Source organism: Granulicella arctica (assembly GCF_025685605.1).
Taxonomy (GTDB): domain Bacteria; phylum Acidobacteriota; class Terriglobia; order Terriglobales; family Acidobacteriaceae; genus Edaphobacter; species Edaphobacter arcticus.
The window spans coordinates 4,387,278-4,406,826 of sequence record NZ_JAGTUT010000001.1 but is presented as its reverse complement, the minus strand read 5'-3'; the positions used below and the strand labels follow the sequence as shown (position 1 = coordinate 4,406,826).

Below are 19,549 nucleotides of genomic sequence, written 5' to 3'. Positions count from 1 at the left end.
ATGTCAGACCCGAAGCGGAACACTGATAATCAGCGCTTTTGCTGACTCGTCCCCGGCACAGCGGAAGACGCGCGCCGTGCTGGCATCCAAATAGGCAACATCTCCGGCATGGAGCGTGTCTCGACGACTCCCAAACTCTATCTCCAAAGATCCTGAAACGAGGTAGACCATCTCGTGCCCTTGGTACATCTGAGGGCGGAACGGATTCACGTCCCGGTTCGGAAAGAACTCCGCGATACATGGCCCAAGGCTCCGGTCTGGCACAAGGATGCCAAAACTCTCCGCAAGGTGCGACGGGTTGGCCGCTCTTGGCTGCGGGATACGAACACGGTCCTTCTTCCGCTGGACCCTGAAAAAACTGTGCTGATCCGGCTGAAAAAAGTACGAAAGATCCTTATTGAACACCAGGCCAAGGCGTGCAAGATTGCGCAGGGTTGGCACAACACGGCCTGTCTCTAATTGGGACAGGAAGCTGGCTGACAAGCCTGTCTTGACGCCTAGCTCCACCAACCCCATCGACCGCTTGAGCCTCAGTTGCTTAATGCGAGCGCCGACTGAGTTCGACTCAATCATCTGTTCGACAGAGTCGGCATTAACCTCTTCAATCGGTACCGCCATATCTGTTTCGTTCATCGTAGTGAGTTCGTCGGTCATCATTCAAGGTCCTCACTACATAAGAGTGAAGATCTCCACGAAAAGGCGATGTCACCTACTCTGGCACCTGCTAAGACAAACTCAGTCTTTGAAAAATGGCGTGTATTCTTCCGTCTGCTGAACAGGACATCGATCGCACGGCATCGCCTTCCTCAAGACTTTATAGCCTCCGTTCAAAATTCCGATGAAATACCAGCCTCCATGAAGCTGCGGCGTCCACTCTGACCGGCTGTACCGGGGAATGATGGGCGTTCCGCATTCAGGGCAGATATAACGAGATAGTGTTGTGAGAGGGTCGCCCTGAAAAGGATTTCGCTGCCATAGCGTGAAGTTTCCATGGCGAAGGTCGGTTTTCGTTGCTAGAAGGCGCCTCCTGGGAATCAATTCGTTCCATTCTTCGGAGGATTGGCTGCGATTTCGCTCGCCAATCTGAACGCTCCTAAACCCTCTGAACTCAGTGCAAGGAGGATAACGTCACGAGGAATAGCGTCGACCTCTCACAATAGTTCCTGGCTTGGGCATTTTGTGCCTCCATGCTCTCCCATTCGCAATCGTTGCGAGAAAAAAGGCCGCGAGGTTCCTCGCAGCCTTTGATTGGTTGATCAGGAAGAAGCCTAGAACTCGATACGGCCTGAGAGTTGCAGCACGCGAGGATTTCCATTCGTGGCCGTCAGTTGGCCGAAGTTGGTTGTAGCAGTAATGTTGTCATTCCCGCCATAGCTTCCATAATCGAGATCGTCAAAGTTGGGATGGTTGAGGACGTTGAATGCGTCTGCCCGGAACTTGAAATTAACGTTCCTGTCCGGGATCAGCGCGAACGTCTTCGCCAGTCCCGCATCCATGTTGAAGTACTGGGGTCCACGGAGAATGTTGCGACTTCCGATAGTAAGACCCACCGGCCCGGAGAACGCTGCAACTGCTGCAGCAGGATCAGCGAAGACGCTTACCGAACCGTTGGGTTCCTTATGGATGCCACGCCTGACGGCATGTGTATCGCCATTGAAGATTGCCGGCGCATCGTTTGAGAACCCGGCGACGAAGGCATTCGAGAGCGGCGACCACGCCTGACCACTGTGCCACGATGGAATACCGCTCACGCTCCAGCCACCGATCAGCTCGTCGGCTACCCGCGGCAGAGTACCGAAGAAGGCTTTTCCGCGACCAAGGGGCAGTGAGTAAGTGAAGTCGCTGGTGAGGTAGTGTTTGGTGTCGAAGTCAGAGTTGCCACGGCACTCGCGCGGATGCACGGCATCGCAGACAAACCCGTATCCGCTGGCCGCACCGTCGGCCGCAACCTCCGAGGTATTGTCGATAGAATGCGACCAGGTGTAGTTCACGTCGAACTGTATGCCATGGCTGAGGTTCTTTTGCAGCGTGACGAGCAGGCCGTTATAGCTCGAGAAGCCCTTGTTGGTGAAAATGGTATTTTCGCCGAACTGGGCGGACATTCCCACGTTAGGTTGGAGGTTGGGAGAGAGCGCCTGGATGAAATCGGCAAAGTCGCCAATCTCGACCAGGTTAGGGTTAGAGGAAGCGGCAGCCGAGGTCTTATTTGGCAGCTTACCGTTATAACCAGAAGGCAGCTGATGCTCGAACCATGGTTCCGCAGGCAGGTTTGCCGGGTCCCTTCCGGCGCGAACTTCACGCTCGATGTTCTGCATTGCCTGGTTCATCGTCTGTTGCGATGCAGCATCCGTAAAGTCGATAAGCTGGGCTGCGTCGGCCTGCGCCAACAGCCTGCGGCCGAGGCGACCAACATAGTTGACCTTGAGCACCATAGACCCTTGGAATTGGTGCTGCATCCCAAAGCTGAGCAGGATGGAATACGGCGTCTTGAGGTTTGGATCGACCGTCGTGTTGAATTGACCTCCCTGCAGACCCACGGGAACACCGGCGGTGACCCAGGGTTGAAAGGGAGTCTTGGGTGTAGCCGGAGCCGTTACGGTCGGTGCACTGGCAATGCGCGGATCGGTTCCGACGGAACCGGTAGCATCCGAGTTATTGCCATTCTGATTCGTGACATTCTGCTGAAACAGGTAGGAGAACTGAATCTGCTGATTGAGAATCGCGTTGATAACGGTGCGGTCATACACCATGCTCGCGCTGCCGTTGAAGACAGTGGATGAATCGAAGCTTGGGCTATAGGCAAAGCCGACGTGGGGAGCGAAGTCATGGAGGTTCGACTTGTAGAAGCCAGGACCGTTGTTCTTCTTGCCCCCAAGCACGTACGTTACAAACGGCACGGCAGAATTTCCACTCGCGCCGGCAGCACTCTGCGCCTCGCGTGCTGCGAAGTACTCGTCGAAACCGGTTGTCTGAATAGTTTCAAGCCCCTGCGTCTCGTAAGGAACGGTAAAGAACTGGTAGTTCAACCCAGCATTGATCGTGAGATTCGGCTTGATCTTCCAGCTATCGCTGATGTAAGGCTGCGTCTGGAAGTCGAGCCATTTGCGAGCTGAGGAAGAAGGCTGCGCCAGCACGTTGCCGCCAGCGTCATAGTTGAAGGTGCCGCTGGTGCTCGCAACACGCCCTAGCGAAGAGACAAAGGCATTGTCGTAGTACTCCGATGCCGTGCTATCCGACGGCAGGATGTTCGCAGGCTCGAGACCAGGCGTGCTGAAGATGTGGCCGCCGAGACCAATGCTGTACCCGTCATACCCACTCGTCGTGTCCACCATGAAGTGAATCCACTTGAAGTAGCCGCCCAGTTGCATCTGGTGGTTTCCCAGGTTCCAGGTGAAGTTGTCATTCACTTGTGAGGTGACCACATGGCGATTCGATGAGCCCGAGGGGCTGGAGTAAGGATTGTCAACGAGCGTGGGCGTGAATCCATTACCAAAGCCGATCTGGTAGAGTCCTTCGGGATTGGAGGGTTGAGCGTAGTTATAGTCCGCGACGACGCTTCCGTAGGTAAGTTGGTTGAACTTCGACTGGCTGATCTCCCAGTTCATGCCGGCTGCATACCGATAGCTGCGGTCGACGAACTGTTGTGATGGCGCATCGCCGGGAAACTGCTGTGCGCCGGTTACCTGGTTTTCACGTGAGACGTTGCCGATGCCGAAGATCTTGATCTTCGAGGTCAAGCCATAGTCGACACGTCCGGTATAGACGGTGTGATTGTCTGGCACAGGCGAATTGAAGCGGAAGCCAGCACTGTTTAGCCCGTCACCCGAGGTGAGATCGTTTGGTGCCGGGTAGCGGTTCTTGAACAGGGCCAGGATCTGCGGACTTTCTCCCACGCCAGCCGGGTCCATCTGCCGTACCTGTGCGGGCGAGAGTGAGGAGACGCAGTTGGGGGTAGTGTTCTGCCGAGTAGCGTCGGTGCAGCCCGGGTTGTTGTTCATGTAAGAGATAGTGCCCGCAGCGAACGAGGGCAGAGGAACAGTACGCTCTTGCGCTGACTGCTGGGCGATACGCGAGCCCAGAAAGTTGAAGAAGAAGAAAAGCTTGTCGTGCAGAATTGGGCCGCCGACGGAACCGCCGAACTGGTTCTGGACCAGCTCCGGCTGCGGAACGCCGGCATTGGCATTAAACCAGTTGTTCGCCGTGGTGGAGTTGTCGCGGTGATACTCGTTGATGTTGCCGTGCCACTGGTTTGTGCCGCTGCGGGTTACGAGCTGGAACTGTCCGCCGCTTCCAGGGCCGTTGGCCGCAGTGAACCCGGCGGTGGTGCCTCGGAACTCCTGGATCGAGTCGACCGGGGCACCGCTGGTGATGATGGCAAAACCGCCGTTATAGGCGTCGTTTACGTCCAGGCCATCGACCGTCACATTGTTCTGGTCGGTACGTGCGCCGGTGGTTGCGCCGCTCGATGTGATGCCGGGCTGCAAGGTAAACAGCACGCCCGGCGAACTGCGGTCATACACGGGAAGGTCCTGCAACTTCGATATCTGGAAGTTGTTGCCGACGCTGCCGTCGGTCGTGTTGAGCGTCACGTCTGACGTATCGACGACCTGCACTTCAACCGTTGCGGTTCCTGGGCTCAGCTTCGCATTTTGCAAACGCGAATTTGCAACGTTTACATAGATGTCATTGACTTTAAGCGGAGAGAAGCCCTGAGCGCTGAACTGCATTGAATAGCCCGGGCCCGGAGGAACATTCGCGAAGCGATAGGAACCCGCCGCATCCGACTTGACCTCGTAATGGACACCGGTGGAGGCGTTCGCCAGAAGGATTATGGCGCCAGGAATGACTGCATCCGATGGGTCGGAGATGGTACCGTTCACGCTTGCCGTGGTTTGCGCGTAAATAATCGCAGGTACGACAAACAGTGCGGCAAAAAGCATAATTCCTCGAAGACTTCTGCGCATGATGGCTCCTCTTAGAAAATAGGTGACACTGCCGCAAACGATTGTTTCTTCGCTGCGACATGATTAATGTGGCTTCGTTATCCTTAGCAACAGCCAGCAAACCTCGCTCGCGCCCTAGGCTTGTACGTTTCTTGTCTTGTTCATGCTAGACGTCAACCTAAGGAGAAATGTTTCCGTTGAGGATGAATAACCTCTTTGTGGCGATGAATGGACTTATTCACGCGTTTGTGCCACGGTTGACGGAGTTGAATCGCTTTGACGACGGAAGCTCAAAGCCTATGTTCCTAGTGTGGATGAAAGAACAGTGACAACGTCCTGCCTGAAACCTGTTTGCCGAAGGGTCATCGATGGCCGAGGCGTTCCGAATGACTGGCACGCGCCTTGCATTGCCGGATAGCTGATTTTGCGGGACGTAGAAACTGGAGCGGAATTGAAGGGGTTGTGCTTCCCTTCGAGAAGAAGCGACGAGCTTGATCTGGCACATTCTTTCCGCACTCGCTGTTTAGCCCTTCCACCGACTGCCGCCTTTGCAATCAGCGATATGCCGATCCAGGCGGTTTGAGATTGCACCCCTCTTCTACAAGCGTTTCGCCTGTATGGAGCATGCGAGTGGAGAACTCACAGATCTTGGTGACGCGCTCGGCGCAGATTGCCTGATCCTTGGCGGAATGAGCGATCCAAGGGGAATGATGCGGTTCTATCGCACAGATGGTGCCGCCAACGACTTTGCGGGAACGTCGCTTTGCGAGAATGATCAGTATGGGCGACACAGAGCAGTCGCGAGAGGAGCGGGAGGCAACTCGGCGGATTCTCACGTCCGAATGGGACCCGATAGGCGTGAACGACACTCTAGAAGCCGCCAATGAATACGATGGATACATCGGCCCTCTGCCAGACCTTCTGAATGCCAAAGCTAGTTCCGATACGGCAGTTCCCTGAAAACGGTGATTTCGACAATAACTACCCAATTTTCCGATAAACCGACTTTGCAGGAAGTTGGTTCGGTCAGCGTCCAAAAAGAGCCGAATACTGCGGGCCCGTCAGCGATCCGTTACCTCCGGATGCGATGCGATTCGACATGGATCGGTGGGATAATGGCGCTAAGGTGGGTTATGAGGCGGTTCTTCGCGATGGTTGTGATTGGATGCTCTCTGGCCGCGGCTGGGCAGGAGCCGAGCAATACACAAGTGTTCGACGCGTTTGAAGTGGCGACGGTGAAGCCCGTAGATCCGGATGCGAAGTCCGGACGATTTTTCCGGATGGATGGGACGCACCGATGGGTAGCGACAAACTTTACGCTGAAAGCCCTGATAGCCCTGGGATATGACATGAATCCGCGAACAATTTCGGGCGGACCACAGTGGATGGACTCACGACACTTTACCATCGAAGCGATAACGCCGGGAGAGGTTGCGCCGACGCGGCTGGAACAAACGCAGATGCTGCGGGCGCTGCTGTTGGAGAGGTTCGGACTGAAGTTTCATCGTCAAGACCAGGAGATGGCAATTTATGCGCTGAGCGTGGCAAAGGGCGGCGCAAAGTTGAAGGTCGCAGCGATTCCGGACGACCCACCAAAGATTATTGGAGTGGTGTATCCGGACCGGATCGAGGTTCCGGCGCATAGCGTCACGATGGACGACTTTGTTGCGATGCTGCAGCGGGCGACATTGGACAGGCCTACGGTGAACCGGACGGGTCTCACCGTGAAGTACGATTTCAATTTGAAGTTCGCGCAGGATCAAACGCAGTATGGAGGCGAGGTGCCGAAGGCTCCGGACGACGCACAGAATCCGCCGCTGTTTACTGCGATTCAAGAACAACTAGGCCTGAAGCTTGAGGCGACGCGGGGTAGGGTGTCGACGATGATAGTAGATGAGGCCATGAACCCGCGAGTAGATTAGGGTCCGTATGTTGCACTGCATCACGCTCACACTATCCTCTCCACCGTGAGACACCATGTTAAACCGTAGTTCCTGGAAACGGGTTTGCGGAAAAATAGAACCGTAGTTGCCGAAAACCCGATGTTCGAGGAAGTGTTCAATTCGCTGCTCAGACCATCAGTATCATTACCCCAGCGCAAGCTTGCCCGAGTCGTCCAACGGAAAATCCGCTCTTAGTTGTGCACCAACGAACCAAGGTGCAAAGACCGCGATTAGAGCAGGCTTGAGTGGGAACGGATTCCTTCGCGCTCGGAGTAGTAGAGCATCAAGCCCGTCTAAGCGTAAACGCAGCCACGAGCCACAAAACGACGATCAAGGCGCTCAGCCCGTCACCGACTCTGGAGAGCGTGCCATGCGCAGTGAACTCTGAGAAGAAAAGCGGCACACAGATCGCGGCCAATATCAGGTACATAGTGAGCGATATTGCCGACCGCCCCTTAGAGACGAGCCAAAGGCTCAAGTAAATTCGGAGCAGCAGGGCGAGGAGAAATAAGATCGCGGCGACCCGAAATAGGAGTAATCCCAGCGAAGTCGCGAGGTCCAAGGCAAACCGTCTTGGTCAAAAGGTGTATCTGGCCTGTCAGGTTGGATGGCCCACCTTCATCAGGTTCTTCATCATCTCTCACTTGCGAGTGATTCTAAAATACCTAGAGCCTCGAGTCTCCCCCTAGTGGAGTGTCAAATGCTCGATTGTGTCTTGACTCTCCCTTTGCGCCAGCTCCGATGGTGGTCATACCTCGGAAGGAGGAACCTAATATGTCAATCGAGATGAAGGCGGCCTCGCCGCAGACGTTAAGGCCATGAACGCGCATGACAACGATGAGATCATGGCCACTTTCTCCAAGGACGCGTATACCAGTGACAACTGTCGGCACATCGCCGACATTGACGCTATCCAAGGTTGGGTGCAGAGGAGGTGATCGGCGACCAACTAACCATTGACGTACGAGGGGTACTTGATCACTACGGTGACACGATTCTCATTGGTACCTACGACAGCACATATGACAGGACCAGCCTCCCTGCAGAGCTGATTCTGACAAGCTACTTCAGTGTCATGGATGACAAGATCGTCAGTCTTGCGATCATTTCAATCAGCCATCTCCCGACTAGAACAACCTCCAAATTCAGACGCCATGAGTCAACCCTCGAAAAGTCAACTTCTCGTCAGTTTCCGTGGCTGACGAGAAGTGCGTTTATCAGGATGAATCCTACCAAGTTGCGGCACCTGGTCGGTTTGCTCATTCCACTTTATTCCTTCGAGATGCTTTGAGCAGAGTCTGCCACTGACTGCCACGCATCCCATGTCGCTAGCCGGTCAGCATAGGCTGCACGTACCTGCGACAGATTATGGCTGCCAAGAAACAAGCGGAGCGGCGGGTTCTGAGCATCCACTAACTTGAACATAGCGTCCGGCGTGGCGGCGGGATTGCCTCGTTCCATAGTCTTCAAACCCTCAAATATTTTCTCCTTCATATCTGCATAGATGTCGAGTTTCGCAGCAGTCTTTCCGGACGATGGACCGCCGAACTCGGTGGCATAGGCCCCCGGTTCTACGATTGTCACTGTAATTCCGAAAGGCTTTACCTCCATCGCCAGACTCTCGTGAATCGCTTCGAATGCCCACTTCGACGAACAGTAGTAGCCGATCAGTGGCATCGTCACATGACCAAGCGTGCTTGAGATACCAATGATGTGGCCGCTCCCTTGCTCTCGCAACAAGGGCAAGACTGCTTGGATCACGGAAACCGTGCCAATAACATTGGTCTCATAGAGAGCTCGAATATCCTCCGCGCTCGCCTCTTCGATCGCGGCGAGCAAAGGATAGCCGGCATTGTTGACCACCACATCGAGTCTTCCGAAGTGAGCGTGTGCATCCGCCACTGCTCTCTTTACCTGATCCGGCTTCGTCACGTCGAGCTCTAACGTCAGAACGTTTACGCCGTACTTCTCTTGCAGATCAGTGACGCTCTCCAACGTACGTGCGGTTGCGGCGACCTTATCACCACGCTTTAGTGCGGCTTCTGCCCAAACACGTCCGAATCCCTTGGAAGTACCCGTAATAAACCAAACTTTATCTGCCAATGTACTTCTCCATTTCTAGATCGCTTCGTCCAGACTGCATCTGATAGACTTTCGGTGTAGCCGGAACCATGTTCCATATAATAAACGGAACATAGTTCCGATTGCAAATGGCCCTCCATGAAAAACACCACCATCTCGCTCGCGACTGAGAAGAATCCCGAGCCCCAGGCGCCTCGCCCACTGCGTGCTGACGCACAGCGCAAAATGACTTCACTCCTCATAGCGGCCGAGGAGGTGTTTCAGGAAGCGGGCGTCGACGCTCCAGTCCGAACGATAGCGGAACGCGCAGGTGTCGGTCTCGGAACGGTCTACCGTCATTTTCCGCAGCGCTCAGACCTTATCAAGGCGGTATTTCAAAGCAGAGTGGATGCCTGTGCGGATGCTGCGCTTGAATTGTCGAGCCAATACGAGCCGGGTGACGCGTTAGCCCGCTGGATGCAGCGCTTTGTAGATTTCATTGCCACCAAACGTGGGCTCGCAGCGGCGCTACACTCCGGCGACCCGGCCTACAGTGCTCTCCCGCGTCTTTTCAATACACGCCTACTTCCTGCATTGACGGGTCTGCTGGATGCTGCGATTGCGGCGGGCGCGGTGCGCTCTGGTGTTGATGCCGAAGAGCTGCTGCATGCTGTCGCCAACCTGTGCAGGGTATCCCACGACAAAGAGCCCGCTTATGCACGCAGAATAGTCGCGCTTCTGGTGGATGGTCTCCGTTACGGAGCGACGGGTGAGAAAGGTATCAGTACCTAAGAGTCGGCCTCTCGGTTGCAGGCACGGTTCTCCGACCGGAATTGCGCTAAGTTCAAGGAGGTTCCGGACACCAATAGTTGACTGACCAGACGCTTTCCAACATGCTCTAGGAATGTCAAGACCGCGAACTGACGAGAAACGGATTGCTCTCCTGTTGGCAGCAACTCGGATCATCGCTACGCAGGGACTAAGCGCTCCGACTTCCAAGATTGCGAAAGAGGCAGGAATTCGTCGTGGTCCCGAAATGGTGACCTGATCCTTTCCGAGTCGCCCGGTGGCAGGCGTGAACTTCAGTGCAATCGACGAGGACAGATTTCCAGATGACTTCCTTACGGACCGCGCGCAGGGGACCAACGAGAACCGTGAGGAGCTATAGATCTTGCTTGAGAGTGATTGAGTGTAAATATGTAGGAGATAAATAGCGTAAGCGCTGACGTCAGAACAGCGATCGGGCTAGTATCCAAAAGCCACAACACTCTATTTGCCAGACCAACTGAAGCAAACAGCACTCAACCTTTTCGCAGATAATTGGCGGTCGGCAAAACGAGAGACCCTCTTCACAAGCCTGCTCGGAGCGATCGAACTTACTCGCCCGTCTTTCTAGCTTTGAGGCGCACGCGCAGAGGTAAACACCTGAGGGTTGAAGGTGAGATCCTCGACAAAGGGATATGAAGGTTTACGAAACTTATTCTTCGGCAGATGAACGATGTCCTGATTGATAGCACCGTCTGACAAAGCCATTAGACTCGGATTCGCAATTGGTGCCAGCTCTGGGGAAAGGTACCCTGATTTCACAACGATGATTTTGTAGGAGGTGGGCTGAAGACCCAGGCGGGTAAAATCCACCATGTCATGGTAAGGCCTTCGCTGAGCGCAGAGGACAAGCGTCACTCCTTCAATCTGCACGACCGCCTCGCGTTGGCGCTCTGTCGGTGCTGTGAGCAAAAATATAACCTTAGCAGTCGCGTGGACAGGCTTGCTGCCAAGAGGGTCAAGGGTCGCACCGATCGAAAGTGGAATCGTCGCGCCGACTCCAGCGCTGTAACAGGCATCGGTCGCGGGCTTGTCGGTAATACCCGCAAAAACCACATTCTGCGCACCGAAGTGCAGTAGACGGGCGAGGACTTCCGACTGGTCGCTGTTGCCGCCACCAGTCGGGTTGTCACCTGAATCGGCGATGATGGCTGGGTGCGCCTTCGCCTTCATGGCGCGCTCAATGCATTCATCGATGGTCCCCGTCTCCGTGCCGAACTTAAATTCTCTGCGGGCGTTCCAATACTGCTGCGCCAGATCGATAGCGATCTTCTTCTCCGTGACGACCGCTGTGCCTGTAACTACGGCGCAAGCGGTCGAGCGAGGCTCATCGGCCCACACATAGCCGACGAGCAGGGAGACGTCGAGGATGCCGGGCTCTTCGTTCCGCTTCGGCACCTCTGCCCAGAGTCGCTTGGCGGGTTCCCACTGCGTGCTGCTGCGTTCACCCGGCATGAGCACCGGGATGGGAGCCCATACGAGCGTCGGGCGAATGTGCTGATCGAGACAATGAAGGAGCATGGCGCAGGCTCGCTGCATGGTCGCTTCATAGTCAATGTGCGGCGCGGTGCGAAAGGCGGAGAACATATCGAGATTGTCGATAACACGCTGACTGACGTTGCCGTGCAGGTCGTACGAGGCGGACATCAGGCAGTCCGGTCCAACGACCTTGCGGGCTGCCTCCATCCAGTCGCCTTCGGCATCCTGCATGCCGTCGACGAACATGGCACCGTGCATGGGGAGGAAGAGACCGTCGAGTGGAAGGAGCGCACGCAGCTGTCCCAGAAAATCGGCCTTGATGCTGTCGTAGGTTGCCTTGTCGACTGGACCTCCGGGTACAGCTGTGGCAACGACTGTCGGGATAAAGGGCACGGGATAGTTTTTCATGAAGGCAAAGCGCTTCGAATCGGACAGCGCCGGACCTTTGAGGATGGTGAAGTCTTCCATGCGAGCCCGTATGCGGCTGTAGGTACTACACTCGATGCCGATGCCGCCGAAGGCAATGCGCGGAGTGTTCGCTCCTGTAAGACCGACTGCGTAGCTACGAAGCGATGCCGGGGCGAGCAGAGCAGCGGCTGATGCAGTCCTGAGAAAAGATCGTCTACGCATGATGGGTAAGACTCCGCGGTATATCCTAGGAGGAGAGGGCAGACCCGGCGTACGGATCTGCCCTTGGGCATTCGTTAGAAGCGCAGTTTGCCGGCGAACTGCACCACACGCGGGTTGTAGGAGTTTGCCGTGCTGGTGATGGTGCCGATTGCAGCATTTCCAAGCTGAGCGTTCGGAAAGGCAAACTGTGCCGTGTTGAGTACGTTGAAGGCTTCCGTCCGGAACTCGAAGTTGAAGCGTTCCGTAATGGGGAACGTCTTGAAGAGGGAGAGATCGACACGCTGTAGACCGGGTCCGCGCACCTGGTCACGATGTTCGTTGCCGACAGTGCCCGCGGTCTGCGCATGGAATGCAGCCGTGTTGAACCACTGGGTTACGGAGGGATGGCTGACCTTCAAACCGGCGATCTGGTTGGGGCGATCGGAGTTTGTCGTGCCGGGCCGGGTGCCTCCGACATTGTTGAGGTTGGTCACAGAGAACGGCAGGCCCGTGTTCCAGGAGACGAGGCCGTTGGTCTGCCAACCTTTGGCGAGAATGCCTTTGAAACCAGTCAGGCTGCTGCCAAATGGCAGAGCGTAATTGAAGGTTCCCGAAAAGCGGTGCGTGACATCGAGGTTTGAGTTTCCGTACTCGAGTGTCGACACTTGCGAAGGAACGGATCCAAAGCCGTCGCCGCCATCGTTGCTGATGGCCTCGGAGTCGTCGAGCCCGTGCGCAAAGGTGTAGTTGAAGGACAGGTCAAGTCCCTTCGTCAGACGGCGTTTGGCGACGAACTGCAGCCCGTTGTACGACCCAATTCCCTTCGCGGTGAAGAGCGGCACGGCGGTCACGTTCGGCGATGTGGCGGCGTAGAGGCGCAGACCCGAGCCACCGACGACGCCTGTATTTGCAGCAAAGGTGTTGGCATCAGGCAGATAGTAGGCCATCCTGCGTCCAAGTTCGCCGACATAGGTGAGACTGATCACGGTGGCACCGAACTCACGCTCGGCGGTCAGGTTGAATTGTTCGAGATACGTTGATTTGAAGTGAGGATCGAGCGCTGCGCTGACTGAGCCCGAGGGGTTCGTTGCGCTGCGTGGCGTAGGCAGCGGTAGTCCCGCGGCAAAGTGGGCAAAGGCTGGATCGCAACCCGTCGACGTACCCACAGCAAAGACCGTGGAGCATGGGCCGTAGGAGCCGGTGAAGGGCTGGTTCACCAGCGCAGAACCGGAGGTCAGATTCTCGGGTGCGTAGGTCATGCCGAAGCCTCCGCGAACCACCGTCTTCGGCATCACGCTGTAAGCGAACCCTACGCGGGGTGCGATGTTTGTGTAGTCCGGCTGGACGTTGCCATACTTGTTGACGCCGGACGTTCCTGCGACGACGATTGTGCCGGTGTCGGTATCGAAATTTGAGAGTTGATTGCGAGTCTCAGTGTAGGGCTGGTAGTAGTCCCAGCGAATACCAAGATTGAGGGTGAGGCTCGACGCGACGTGCCAGTCATCCTGAACGAAGGCATGCGGCTCCCAGCTGCGATTGTGCGGTGCGATCAGAATTGCATTGCGCGACGCGTTCGTAAACGTTCCGGTCAGCAGATCGGAGAACGTGTTGAAGGTCCATGTGCCGGCAGCCGAATCGGTCTGCGTGGAAGTGTCCTGCCGACGGATGATCCCGCCACCAAATTTGAAGTTGTGCTTTCCATGATTCCAGTTGAGGGTTCCGAGATACTGCCATGTATTTTCCAGGTAGATGATCGGAGGGTGAAAGCCGAGATTGGCTCCCTGGCTGATGGTGACCGGCGCCAGTTCCTGCGTCCTGTCGCTGATGTTGATATTGGGTTGACCGAAGGCGGTATTGACGCCCTGTCCGAAGCCAATAGGGTTTTGCGCGGTATGCAGCAGCGTATAGCCAGCCTTGAGTTCGAGCAGCGTGTTGGGCGTGAAGGTGTGGATGTAATCCAGCTGCGCCTGGTGCGCGTTGCTGAAGGCCGCGCCTGGATAGCTTCCCTGGTTGCCGCCGGGAGAGACTGGAAGACCTCCTGCGGTGACCGTTGGAAAGAGACCGCCAATATTCGTGCTTACAGCGTTGTAGGTGTAGCGCGCAAACAGCAGGTCAGAGTTAGCGAGGCGACGGTCGACACGGGCATCGACCGTTGTGGCGTTCTGTGTATAGCCCGGAGCAACGGTGTAGTTGTTTGTGAGCGCAGAGCTCGTCGGTAAGGGGAAGAGATTAAAGTACTGCTGCCCTACCTTGTCGAAGAGCGCCGGACTCACGTTCCGTCCGGCAACCGGGATGGCCGGATTGTCTGTAAAATTGCCGGGGTTTGCTCGTTCGAAGGCAGTCGGAACAGTAGTCTGAGTGGGGTTCTGTCCCCTGACTAGACGGAAGCCCTCATAGTCTCCGAAGAAGAAGGTCTTATCACGTTGGATAGGGCCCCCGAGACTTCCGCCAAACTGATTCTGGTTCCACTTGGGTCGTGGGATGGCTGCGCCAAACTTATAAGGGTTCGCATCGAGCACCGTATTCCGGAAAAACTCATAGGCAGATCCATGAAAGCCGTTGGTGCCGGACTTCGTAATGACGTTGATGATCGCGCCTGCAGACCGACCTACCTCTGCCGTGAAGGTGTTCGTCTGGACGCTGACCTCCTGGATGGATTCAACCGATGGCCGAACGCCAATCGACCCAATCACACGTTCGTTGTTGTCCATGCCATCGATGAGTTGGTTGTTAATCACATCTGCTTGACCATTGATGGAAACCGAGGAGGTCTGGCGGCGATCGTCTGGACGGTTGCCGCTGGCGAGGCCATTATTAAGCCCCTCCGTTGCACCGGGCACGACCTGGACGAGGTTAATGTAGTTACGACCATTCAGCGGAAGATCCTGGGTCGCTTTATCGGTGATGGTCGTCGACACCACGGAGCTGTCAGACTGAAGCGCCGGCGCGTGTGCTTCTACCTCGACGACTTGATCCTCTGAGCCGACCTGCAGGCTGGAGTTTTCGCGAGCGCGGTCGCCGGCCGCAAGGGAGAACGAATCGATGGTCGACTTCTTGAATCCGGCGCGTGTGACCATGATCGAATATCGATTTGGTTTTAACAAGCTAAAGGTGTACTGACCGGAATCGTCCGTGACGACAGTGCGCTTCTCCTGGGTGTCAAGGTTCGTCAGCTCCACAGTCGCATGGGAGACGACCAAGCCAGACGCATCCATTACTGTGCCCACAACGTCGCCAGTTGTTGCCTGAGCATAAGCGGGAATAACAGCAAAGGTATTTGCCAGAAGCGTCCCCGTGAGAACGGCCCCGCGAAGAAAGGCTCCCAGGTTGCAGCGGGATGAAAGAGAAAGTGTTCGCTTGGATCGTGCGACATGTCTGTCCAGAAGCGAGGTAAATGGCTTTACAGTCATAGATTCTCCTTACTTCAATTTAATGAATGCTGGCTCAGCGTCCTGATCTGCCCAATGCTTTGTATGAGTTTGATTGTTAGTGTAGCGCACCATCTAACCAGTTCATCTGTTCCATGAAGTCTATGGGTAAGTGAATGAGTAGAAGCTACTGATTTCTCTCTTGGGCTGTGATTTGAGGAATTATCTGTCGTAGGGTTTCTGAAGATAGAAGTTGTGAAGCTTAGCGCGAACGCAACCACCTCGTCATTCTTGCTAGCGCAAGCAATACACCGATGCTGGGCTGTTCGTGAAGCCTTCGGAGTTTCGATCGAGATTCAGAACGGAATCTCTTTCACCGACCTGGAGCGGATATTCTCAGCCTACGAAGCAGAAGTCACGGCCAACTCGATTAGGAAATCCTCCAGTTTGCCGAGCAAGCCTTGGTGCAGATCGGCTTCAGGATGCTCTGGACGAAGACCCAGAAATTCAATAGCATAGGCGTCTTTGAAGATGCTTAGTGCTTCCGAATATCTTTGTGTCACCAGTGGTGACACTTTTGGAGGCAGGTGTAGTTAAGCCAAAACGCTCTCAAGAACTTACGCTGCTTTGCGACCAAAACAACAATCAGATTACCGACAGCATTACACTTGGAGCTTCGGCGCGTGCTGGCTGGTCATTCAAGCGTTCTTTTCGAAATAGAACTGTCGAGAGAACTTCACTACGGATTCGCGGGCTGAGGTGTGGCGTCCTGGCCAATCAGGGTCTGGATGTCGGTAACTAGGAGCTTGACTGAGTCGGTGAAGGCGGCGTCACGGTTCTTCTTGCGAAATTTGAAGTCGACTTGTTCGACGAAGCCCCAGAGAGTGATGTGTGTCTTGGCATCGGCCACGCCGATGCGAATCTGAGGGACGGTGTTTGGTGGGTCTACGAAGCGGACGGCAAATACCACGTCGGCCTCGTTGGGATCGGCGACGAGATTGTAGCGGTTCCAAGTCTTCATGGCGGAGTAGAACTCTCCGTAGGCGCGTTCTGGGCCTCCGCTATAGGCATCGGGGAAGGCGGTGACGTCGCCGAGTTCGTAGGAGATGAATGCTTTTTTCCCGTTGAGCAGTGGGGTTGGCACGGGAGCCTGGACAGTGTTCACGCCGACGTCGGCAGAGCTCTTCTTCGGCGCACCGAGCCGAATGATCTGGGCGGAGGCGGCGAGACTGGCTATTAGAAAGAAGCTGGCGAGGAGTTTCGGTAAGCGGGGAGGCATGTTTCTCTCCAAGACAGTAGGCGGCTGTGATGCTAGGTAATAGACGTGCCCGAGGCCATGGAGTTTCTGGCGTCTTCGACGCATAATAACGTCCTTACCCTGCGTAGGTCGATCTGACGATCCGCGGCTCTTTGCAGCGTCAGGAGTTTCCACTTGCGAAACTGTGCTCACTCTCGCCCCAGTTCCGCCCTCAATTCATTCTCGGACAGAAGCACCGGCTCGTAGCGGCTCGCAAAGAGCAGCTCATTCTCCTGCAGAACTGAATATTGGCCCATGGAAGCGTCTTTCTGGCACACGGATGATCCCACCGTAGGGTTGTCATCGGAACCCCGCTTCAGGTCATCCATCATGAGAACATCATGTCCATTTGACCGATATCCTGGTGCATCGGCGTCTCTGATTTTGATATCGAAGAGGACAAAGCGTTTTAGGAGAAAGTTGTAGAACACCAAGTCGAGAACGAGTATTCATTCGAGGCTCAAAGCTTTCTCGCAACGGTATTTCAACCGACAGATACACACCCTTCTAGGGGGATCACTACTGTTTCAGCCGTCCTCTTCTACTTGCTTAGAGGACCAGTTCAAGCCGACACCCGTCGGGTCCCCTCTTTGTGCATCATCAGGCGACCGCGGAGACCGGGGCATAGCGGAGGCGCTCTGCGTCGGCGCGGGGTGGCGCACCGAAGGCGCGCACGTATTCGCGGCTGAATTGGGAAGGCGAGGCGTAGCCGACGTTGAAGGCTGCTGTGGCTGCATCCTGCCCTTCAGCAATGAGGAGCCGACGGGCCTCCTGCAGGCGGATGTGCTTCTGGTATTGCAACGGACTCATAGCGGTCACGGCGCGGAAGTGACGGTTGAGCGAGGGGATGCTCATGTGCACGGCCTCTGCCAGTGTCTCCGATGAAAAAGGTTCGTCGAAGTGACTGCGAATCCAGCGGATGGCATTGGCGATCTGCGCGGTGCGACCGCTGTCCGCAAAGGGCTGGCGAAGCATGGAGCCGTGCTGTCCGCGCAGTAACCGGTAGAAGATTTCGCGCGTGATCAGAGGCGCGAGCGTGGCGATCATCGCTGGTTCGTCGAGGAGGCGGACGAGACGAAGGAAGGCATCGTAAAGCGGTGCGTCGACCTTGCCGATAGCGAGGGCACAGGCGGGCTCTGCCGCCGAGAGCGCGGGTAGGTTCAGAACCATCTCTGAGAGCGCAACTTGCTCAATCGCAAGACTGAAAGAGAGGTATGGATGTTTTTCAGACGAGCGGAGGATCGTGCCTGTCACCGGCAGGTCGAGCGAAGAGATGAGATAGTCATTCGCTGCATAGCGGAAGATGCGGTTGCCGAGTGCGACGTGCTTTTCTCCCTGGGCCATGACACAGACCATCGGTGTGTAAATGAGCGGCATGCTCGCGGATTGGCGGCGGCTGAAGTGGTAGAGCGTAAGGCCAGGGACCGACGTGGATATCACGTTGTCGGTCGCATGGCGCGCGAGGATGGCTGCAAGTTCCTGCATTCGTCTCTTTGAGACTACTTGAGAGCGAAGTCGACTCAGAAACTTTGAGCGGATCAGGCAATGTGTAGCCCGGATCGTTCTACCGGTTGCCCGGTTTTGCAGCTTATCTTCTTGTAAGACGTTCAAGGAGGAGATGGAAATGAGCAAAGTTTGGTTTGTTACAGGAAGCAGCCGAGGGTTGGGTCTCGAGATCGCAAAGGCCGCATTAGCCGCAGGGCAGAAGGTAGTCGCAACCGCACGCGACGCCAGCGCAGTGATGAAGGCGTTGGGCGAGCAGGAGAATCTTCTGGCGCTGAATCTGGACGTGACGAAGTCGGTCGATGCAGAGGCAGCCGTGAATGCGGCGATAGCCAAATTTCGAACGGTTGATGTCCTGGTGAACAACGCAGGCTATGGGCACTTCGGACCGTTTGAAGAGGCGAGTGTCGATGACGTGACGAATCAGTTTAATGTGAACCTGTTCGGTGCCATGCATGTAACTCGTGCGGTGTTGCCGGGGATGCGCAGGAAGAAGAGCGGACGTATCTTCAACATCTCGTCCATTGCGGGCCTGCAGGGATTCGGCCTGAGTTCGCTGTACTGCAGCAGCAAGTTTGCGCTGGCAGGATGGTCGGAGTCGATGTCGATGGAGTTGGAACCGCTGGGCATTCAGGTCACATGCGTGGAACCGGGTTTCTTCCGCACGGAGTTTCTGGGTAGCAGTTCGGCGCAGTATGTCGACGCGAAGTTGCCGGAGTATGAAAGCGGCGTGAAACAGATGCGCGCGTGGCTGGACGGGAAGCACCAGACGCAGGAGGGTGACCCCAGAAAGCTGGCGGAAGCGTTATTGCAGTTGGTGGCGGCGGAGAAGCAGCCAGCACATCTGCTGATGGGCAGCGACGCAGTGGAGAGAATGCATGACCGTATTGCTCGCGATACGACAGAGACGCAGCACTGGACGTCTGTGTCGGTATCAACTGACTTCTAACTTGCGGGACGCGGTCGCATCTTTCCCGCGAGGGGCGAACGGGTGTGGCCGCTGCTGCTTCAGGTTTATCAATTTCAACTGGCGGGAAGAGGCCCTGGACACAAAAGCGTCCATAAGGACCCATTCGTCAAGGCGCGAATATAACCGATAGCTGCACAAGCCAAGTCATTTCCTGATCTTAGTTTTACCCCGCTCCGGGTATCCGGAGGAATGATCAAATATTAGATTCTCTTGCTTGGCATTCGCAACACCCTTTGGAACGTGCTCAAGATCGCCAAGAAGCCCCCTGAGCGCGACATTAGCGAATGTAACATCGTCCTGCTCGACAAGACCGTGGCCCCATGAACGTGGCCAAAAGCATGAAGCTTAATTGAAGGCAACTCCCGTACTCGATGTCGCAGCTCTCGATCTCAATGCCCTCGTCGATCAGCACGTTAGCATTGTCGAGAAGTGATCGCCGTGCAGGGTTCGATTCAAGGAAGCACTCATGATTGCCCGGGACCAAATTTTATAACGGTGACGAAGCTCCCCGCGCCGTTCGTTGAAGTCCTCGATTTGGGACAAATTCTTGC

Annotated in this window: 11 protein-coding genes; 3 read left to right on the top strand and 8 right to left on the bottom strand. The window is 55.7% G+C overall.

Features of this window, described 5'->3' with window-relative positions; all coding sequences use genetic code 11:
• Positions 1-3: 3 nt before the first annotated feature.
• Both OHL20_RS18660 and OHL20_RS18655 read right to left on the bottom strand, forming a co-directional pair.
• On the bottom strand, positions 4-657 hold the full coding sequence (locus OHL20_RS18660) for a helix-turn-helix domain-containing protein (RefSeq protein WP_263384669.1): 654 nt from the start codon (positions 655-657) through the stop codon (positions 4-6).
• A gap of 611 nt (positions 658-1,268) precedes the next feature.
• Positions 1,269-4,964: a carboxypeptidase-like regulatory domain-containing protein gene (locus OHL20_RS18655; protein WP_263384668.1), complete on the bottom strand. Its 3,696-nt coding sequence runs from the start codon at positions 4,962-4,964 to the stop codon at positions 1,269-1,271.
• 1,112 nt (positions 4,965-6,076) lie between these two features.
• Between OHL20_RS18655 and OHL20_RS18650 the strand changes: the two genes are divergently transcribed.
• A complete protein-coding gene (locus OHL20_RS18650; RefSeq protein ID WP_263384667.1) occupies positions 6,077-6,865 on the top strand; it encodes a TIGR03435 family protein in 789 nt (262 codons plus the stop codon).
• A 1,290-nt stretch (positions 6,866-8,155) separates the two neighbouring features.
• Here the strand turns inward: OHL20_RS18650 and OHL20_RS18645 are convergent.
• Positions 8,156-8,989, bottom strand: coding sequence for an SDR family NAD(P)-dependent oxidoreductase (locus OHL20_RS18645; protein WP_263384666.1), 834 nt, complete (start codon positions 8,987-8,989; stop codon positions 8,156-8,158).
• A 117-nt stretch (positions 8,990-9,106) separates the two neighbouring features.
• On the opposite strand from OHL20_RS18645, the gene OHL20_RS18640 reads away from it, so the two are divergent.
• The gene (locus tag OHL20_RS18640) at positions 9,107-9,739 is read left to right on the top strand and encodes a TetR/AcrR family transcriptional regulator (RefSeq protein ID WP_263384665.1); all 633 of its coding nucleotides are present in this window, start codon (positions 9,107-9,109) and stop codon (positions 9,737-9,739) included.
• Positions 9,740-10,339: 600 nt separating this feature from the next.
• On the opposite strand, the gene OHL20_RS18635 is transcribed toward OHL20_RS18640, so the two are convergent.
• The 5 genes from OHL20_RS18635 to OHL20_RS18615 all read right to left on the bottom strand — a co-directional run bounded on the left by OHL20_RS18635 (position 10,340) and on the right by OHL20_RS18615 (position 18,010).
• Complete coding sequence (locus OHL20_RS18635) at positions 10,340-11,881, bottom strand: M81 family metallopeptidase (RefSeq protein ID WP_263384664.1); 1,542 nt, start codon at positions 11,879-11,881, stop codon at positions 10,340-10,342.
• 74 nt (positions 11,882-11,955) lie between these two features.
• Complete coding sequence (locus OHL20_RS18630) at positions 11,956-15,270, bottom strand: carboxypeptidase regulatory-like domain-containing protein (protein WP_263384663.1); 3,315 nt, start codon at positions 15,268-15,270, stop codon at positions 11,956-11,958.
• A gap of 697 nt (positions 15,271-15,967) precedes the next feature.
• Positions 15,968-16,507 carry a hypothetical protein gene (locus OHL20_RS18625; RefSeq protein ID WP_263384662.1) on the bottom strand — a complete coding sequence of 180 codons (540 nt, stop codon included), beginning with the start codon at positions 16,505-16,507 and terminating at the stop codon, positions 15,968-15,970.
• Positions 16,508-16,674: 167 nt separating this feature from the next.
• Positions 16,675-16,956, bottom strand: coding sequence for a PDDEXK nuclease domain-containing protein (locus OHL20_RS18620; protein ID WP_263385048.1), 282 nt, complete (start codon positions 16,954-16,956; stop codon positions 16,675-16,677).
• Between the two features lie 169 nt (positions 16,957-17,125).
• On the bottom strand, positions 17,126-18,010 hold the full coding sequence (locus OHL20_RS18615; protein WP_263384661.1) for an AraC family transcriptional regulator: 885 nt from the start codon (positions 18,008-18,010) through the stop codon (positions 17,126-17,128).
• Positions 18,011-18,149: 139 nt separating this feature from the next.
• Here OHL20_RS18615 and OHL20_RS18610 point away from each other — a divergent pair, with 139 nt between their 5' ends.
• Positions 18,150-18,977, top strand: coding sequence for an oxidoreductase (locus OHL20_RS18610; RefSeq protein ID WP_263384660.1), 828 nt, complete (start codon positions 18,150-18,152; stop codon positions 18,975-18,977).
• Positions 18,978-19,549 lie beyond the last annotated feature (572 nt).

Coding starts and splice junctions, on each gene's coding strand:
- OHL20_RS18660 (WP_263384669.1), bottom strand. CDS start 657: ATGATGACCGACGAACTCACTACGATGAACGAAACAGATATGGCGGTA.
- OHL20_RS18655 (WP_263384668.1), bottom strand. CDS start 4,964: ATGCGCAGAAGTCTTCGAGGAATTATGCTTTTTGCCGCACTGTTTGTC.
- OHL20_RS18650 (WP_263384667.1), top strand. CDS start 6,077: ATGAGGCGGTTCTTCGCGATGGTTGTGATTGGATGCTCTCTGGCCGCG.
- OHL20_RS18640 (WP_263384665.1), top strand. CDS start 9,107: ATGAAAAACACCACCATCTCGCTCGCGACTGAGAAGAATCCCGAGCCC.
- OHL20_RS18635 (WP_263384664.1), bottom strand. CDS start 11,881: ATGCGTAGACGATCTTTTCTCAGGACTGCATCAGCCGCTGCTCTGCTC.
- OHL20_RS18630 (WP_263384663.1), bottom strand. CDS start 15,270: ATGACTGTAAAGCCATTTACCTCGCTTCTGGACAGACATGTCGCACGA.
- OHL20_RS18625 (WP_263384662.1), bottom strand. CDS start 16,507: ATGCCTCCCCGCTTACCGAAACTCCTCGCCAGCTTCTTTCTAATAGCC.
- OHL20_RS18615 (WP_263384661.1), bottom strand. CDS start 18,010: ATGCAGGAACTTGCAGCCATCCTCGCGCGCCATGCGACCGACAACGTG.
- OHL20_RS18610 (WP_263384660.1), top strand. CDS start 18,150: ATGAGCAAAGTTTGGTTTGTTACAGGAAGCAGCCGAGGGTTGGGTCTC.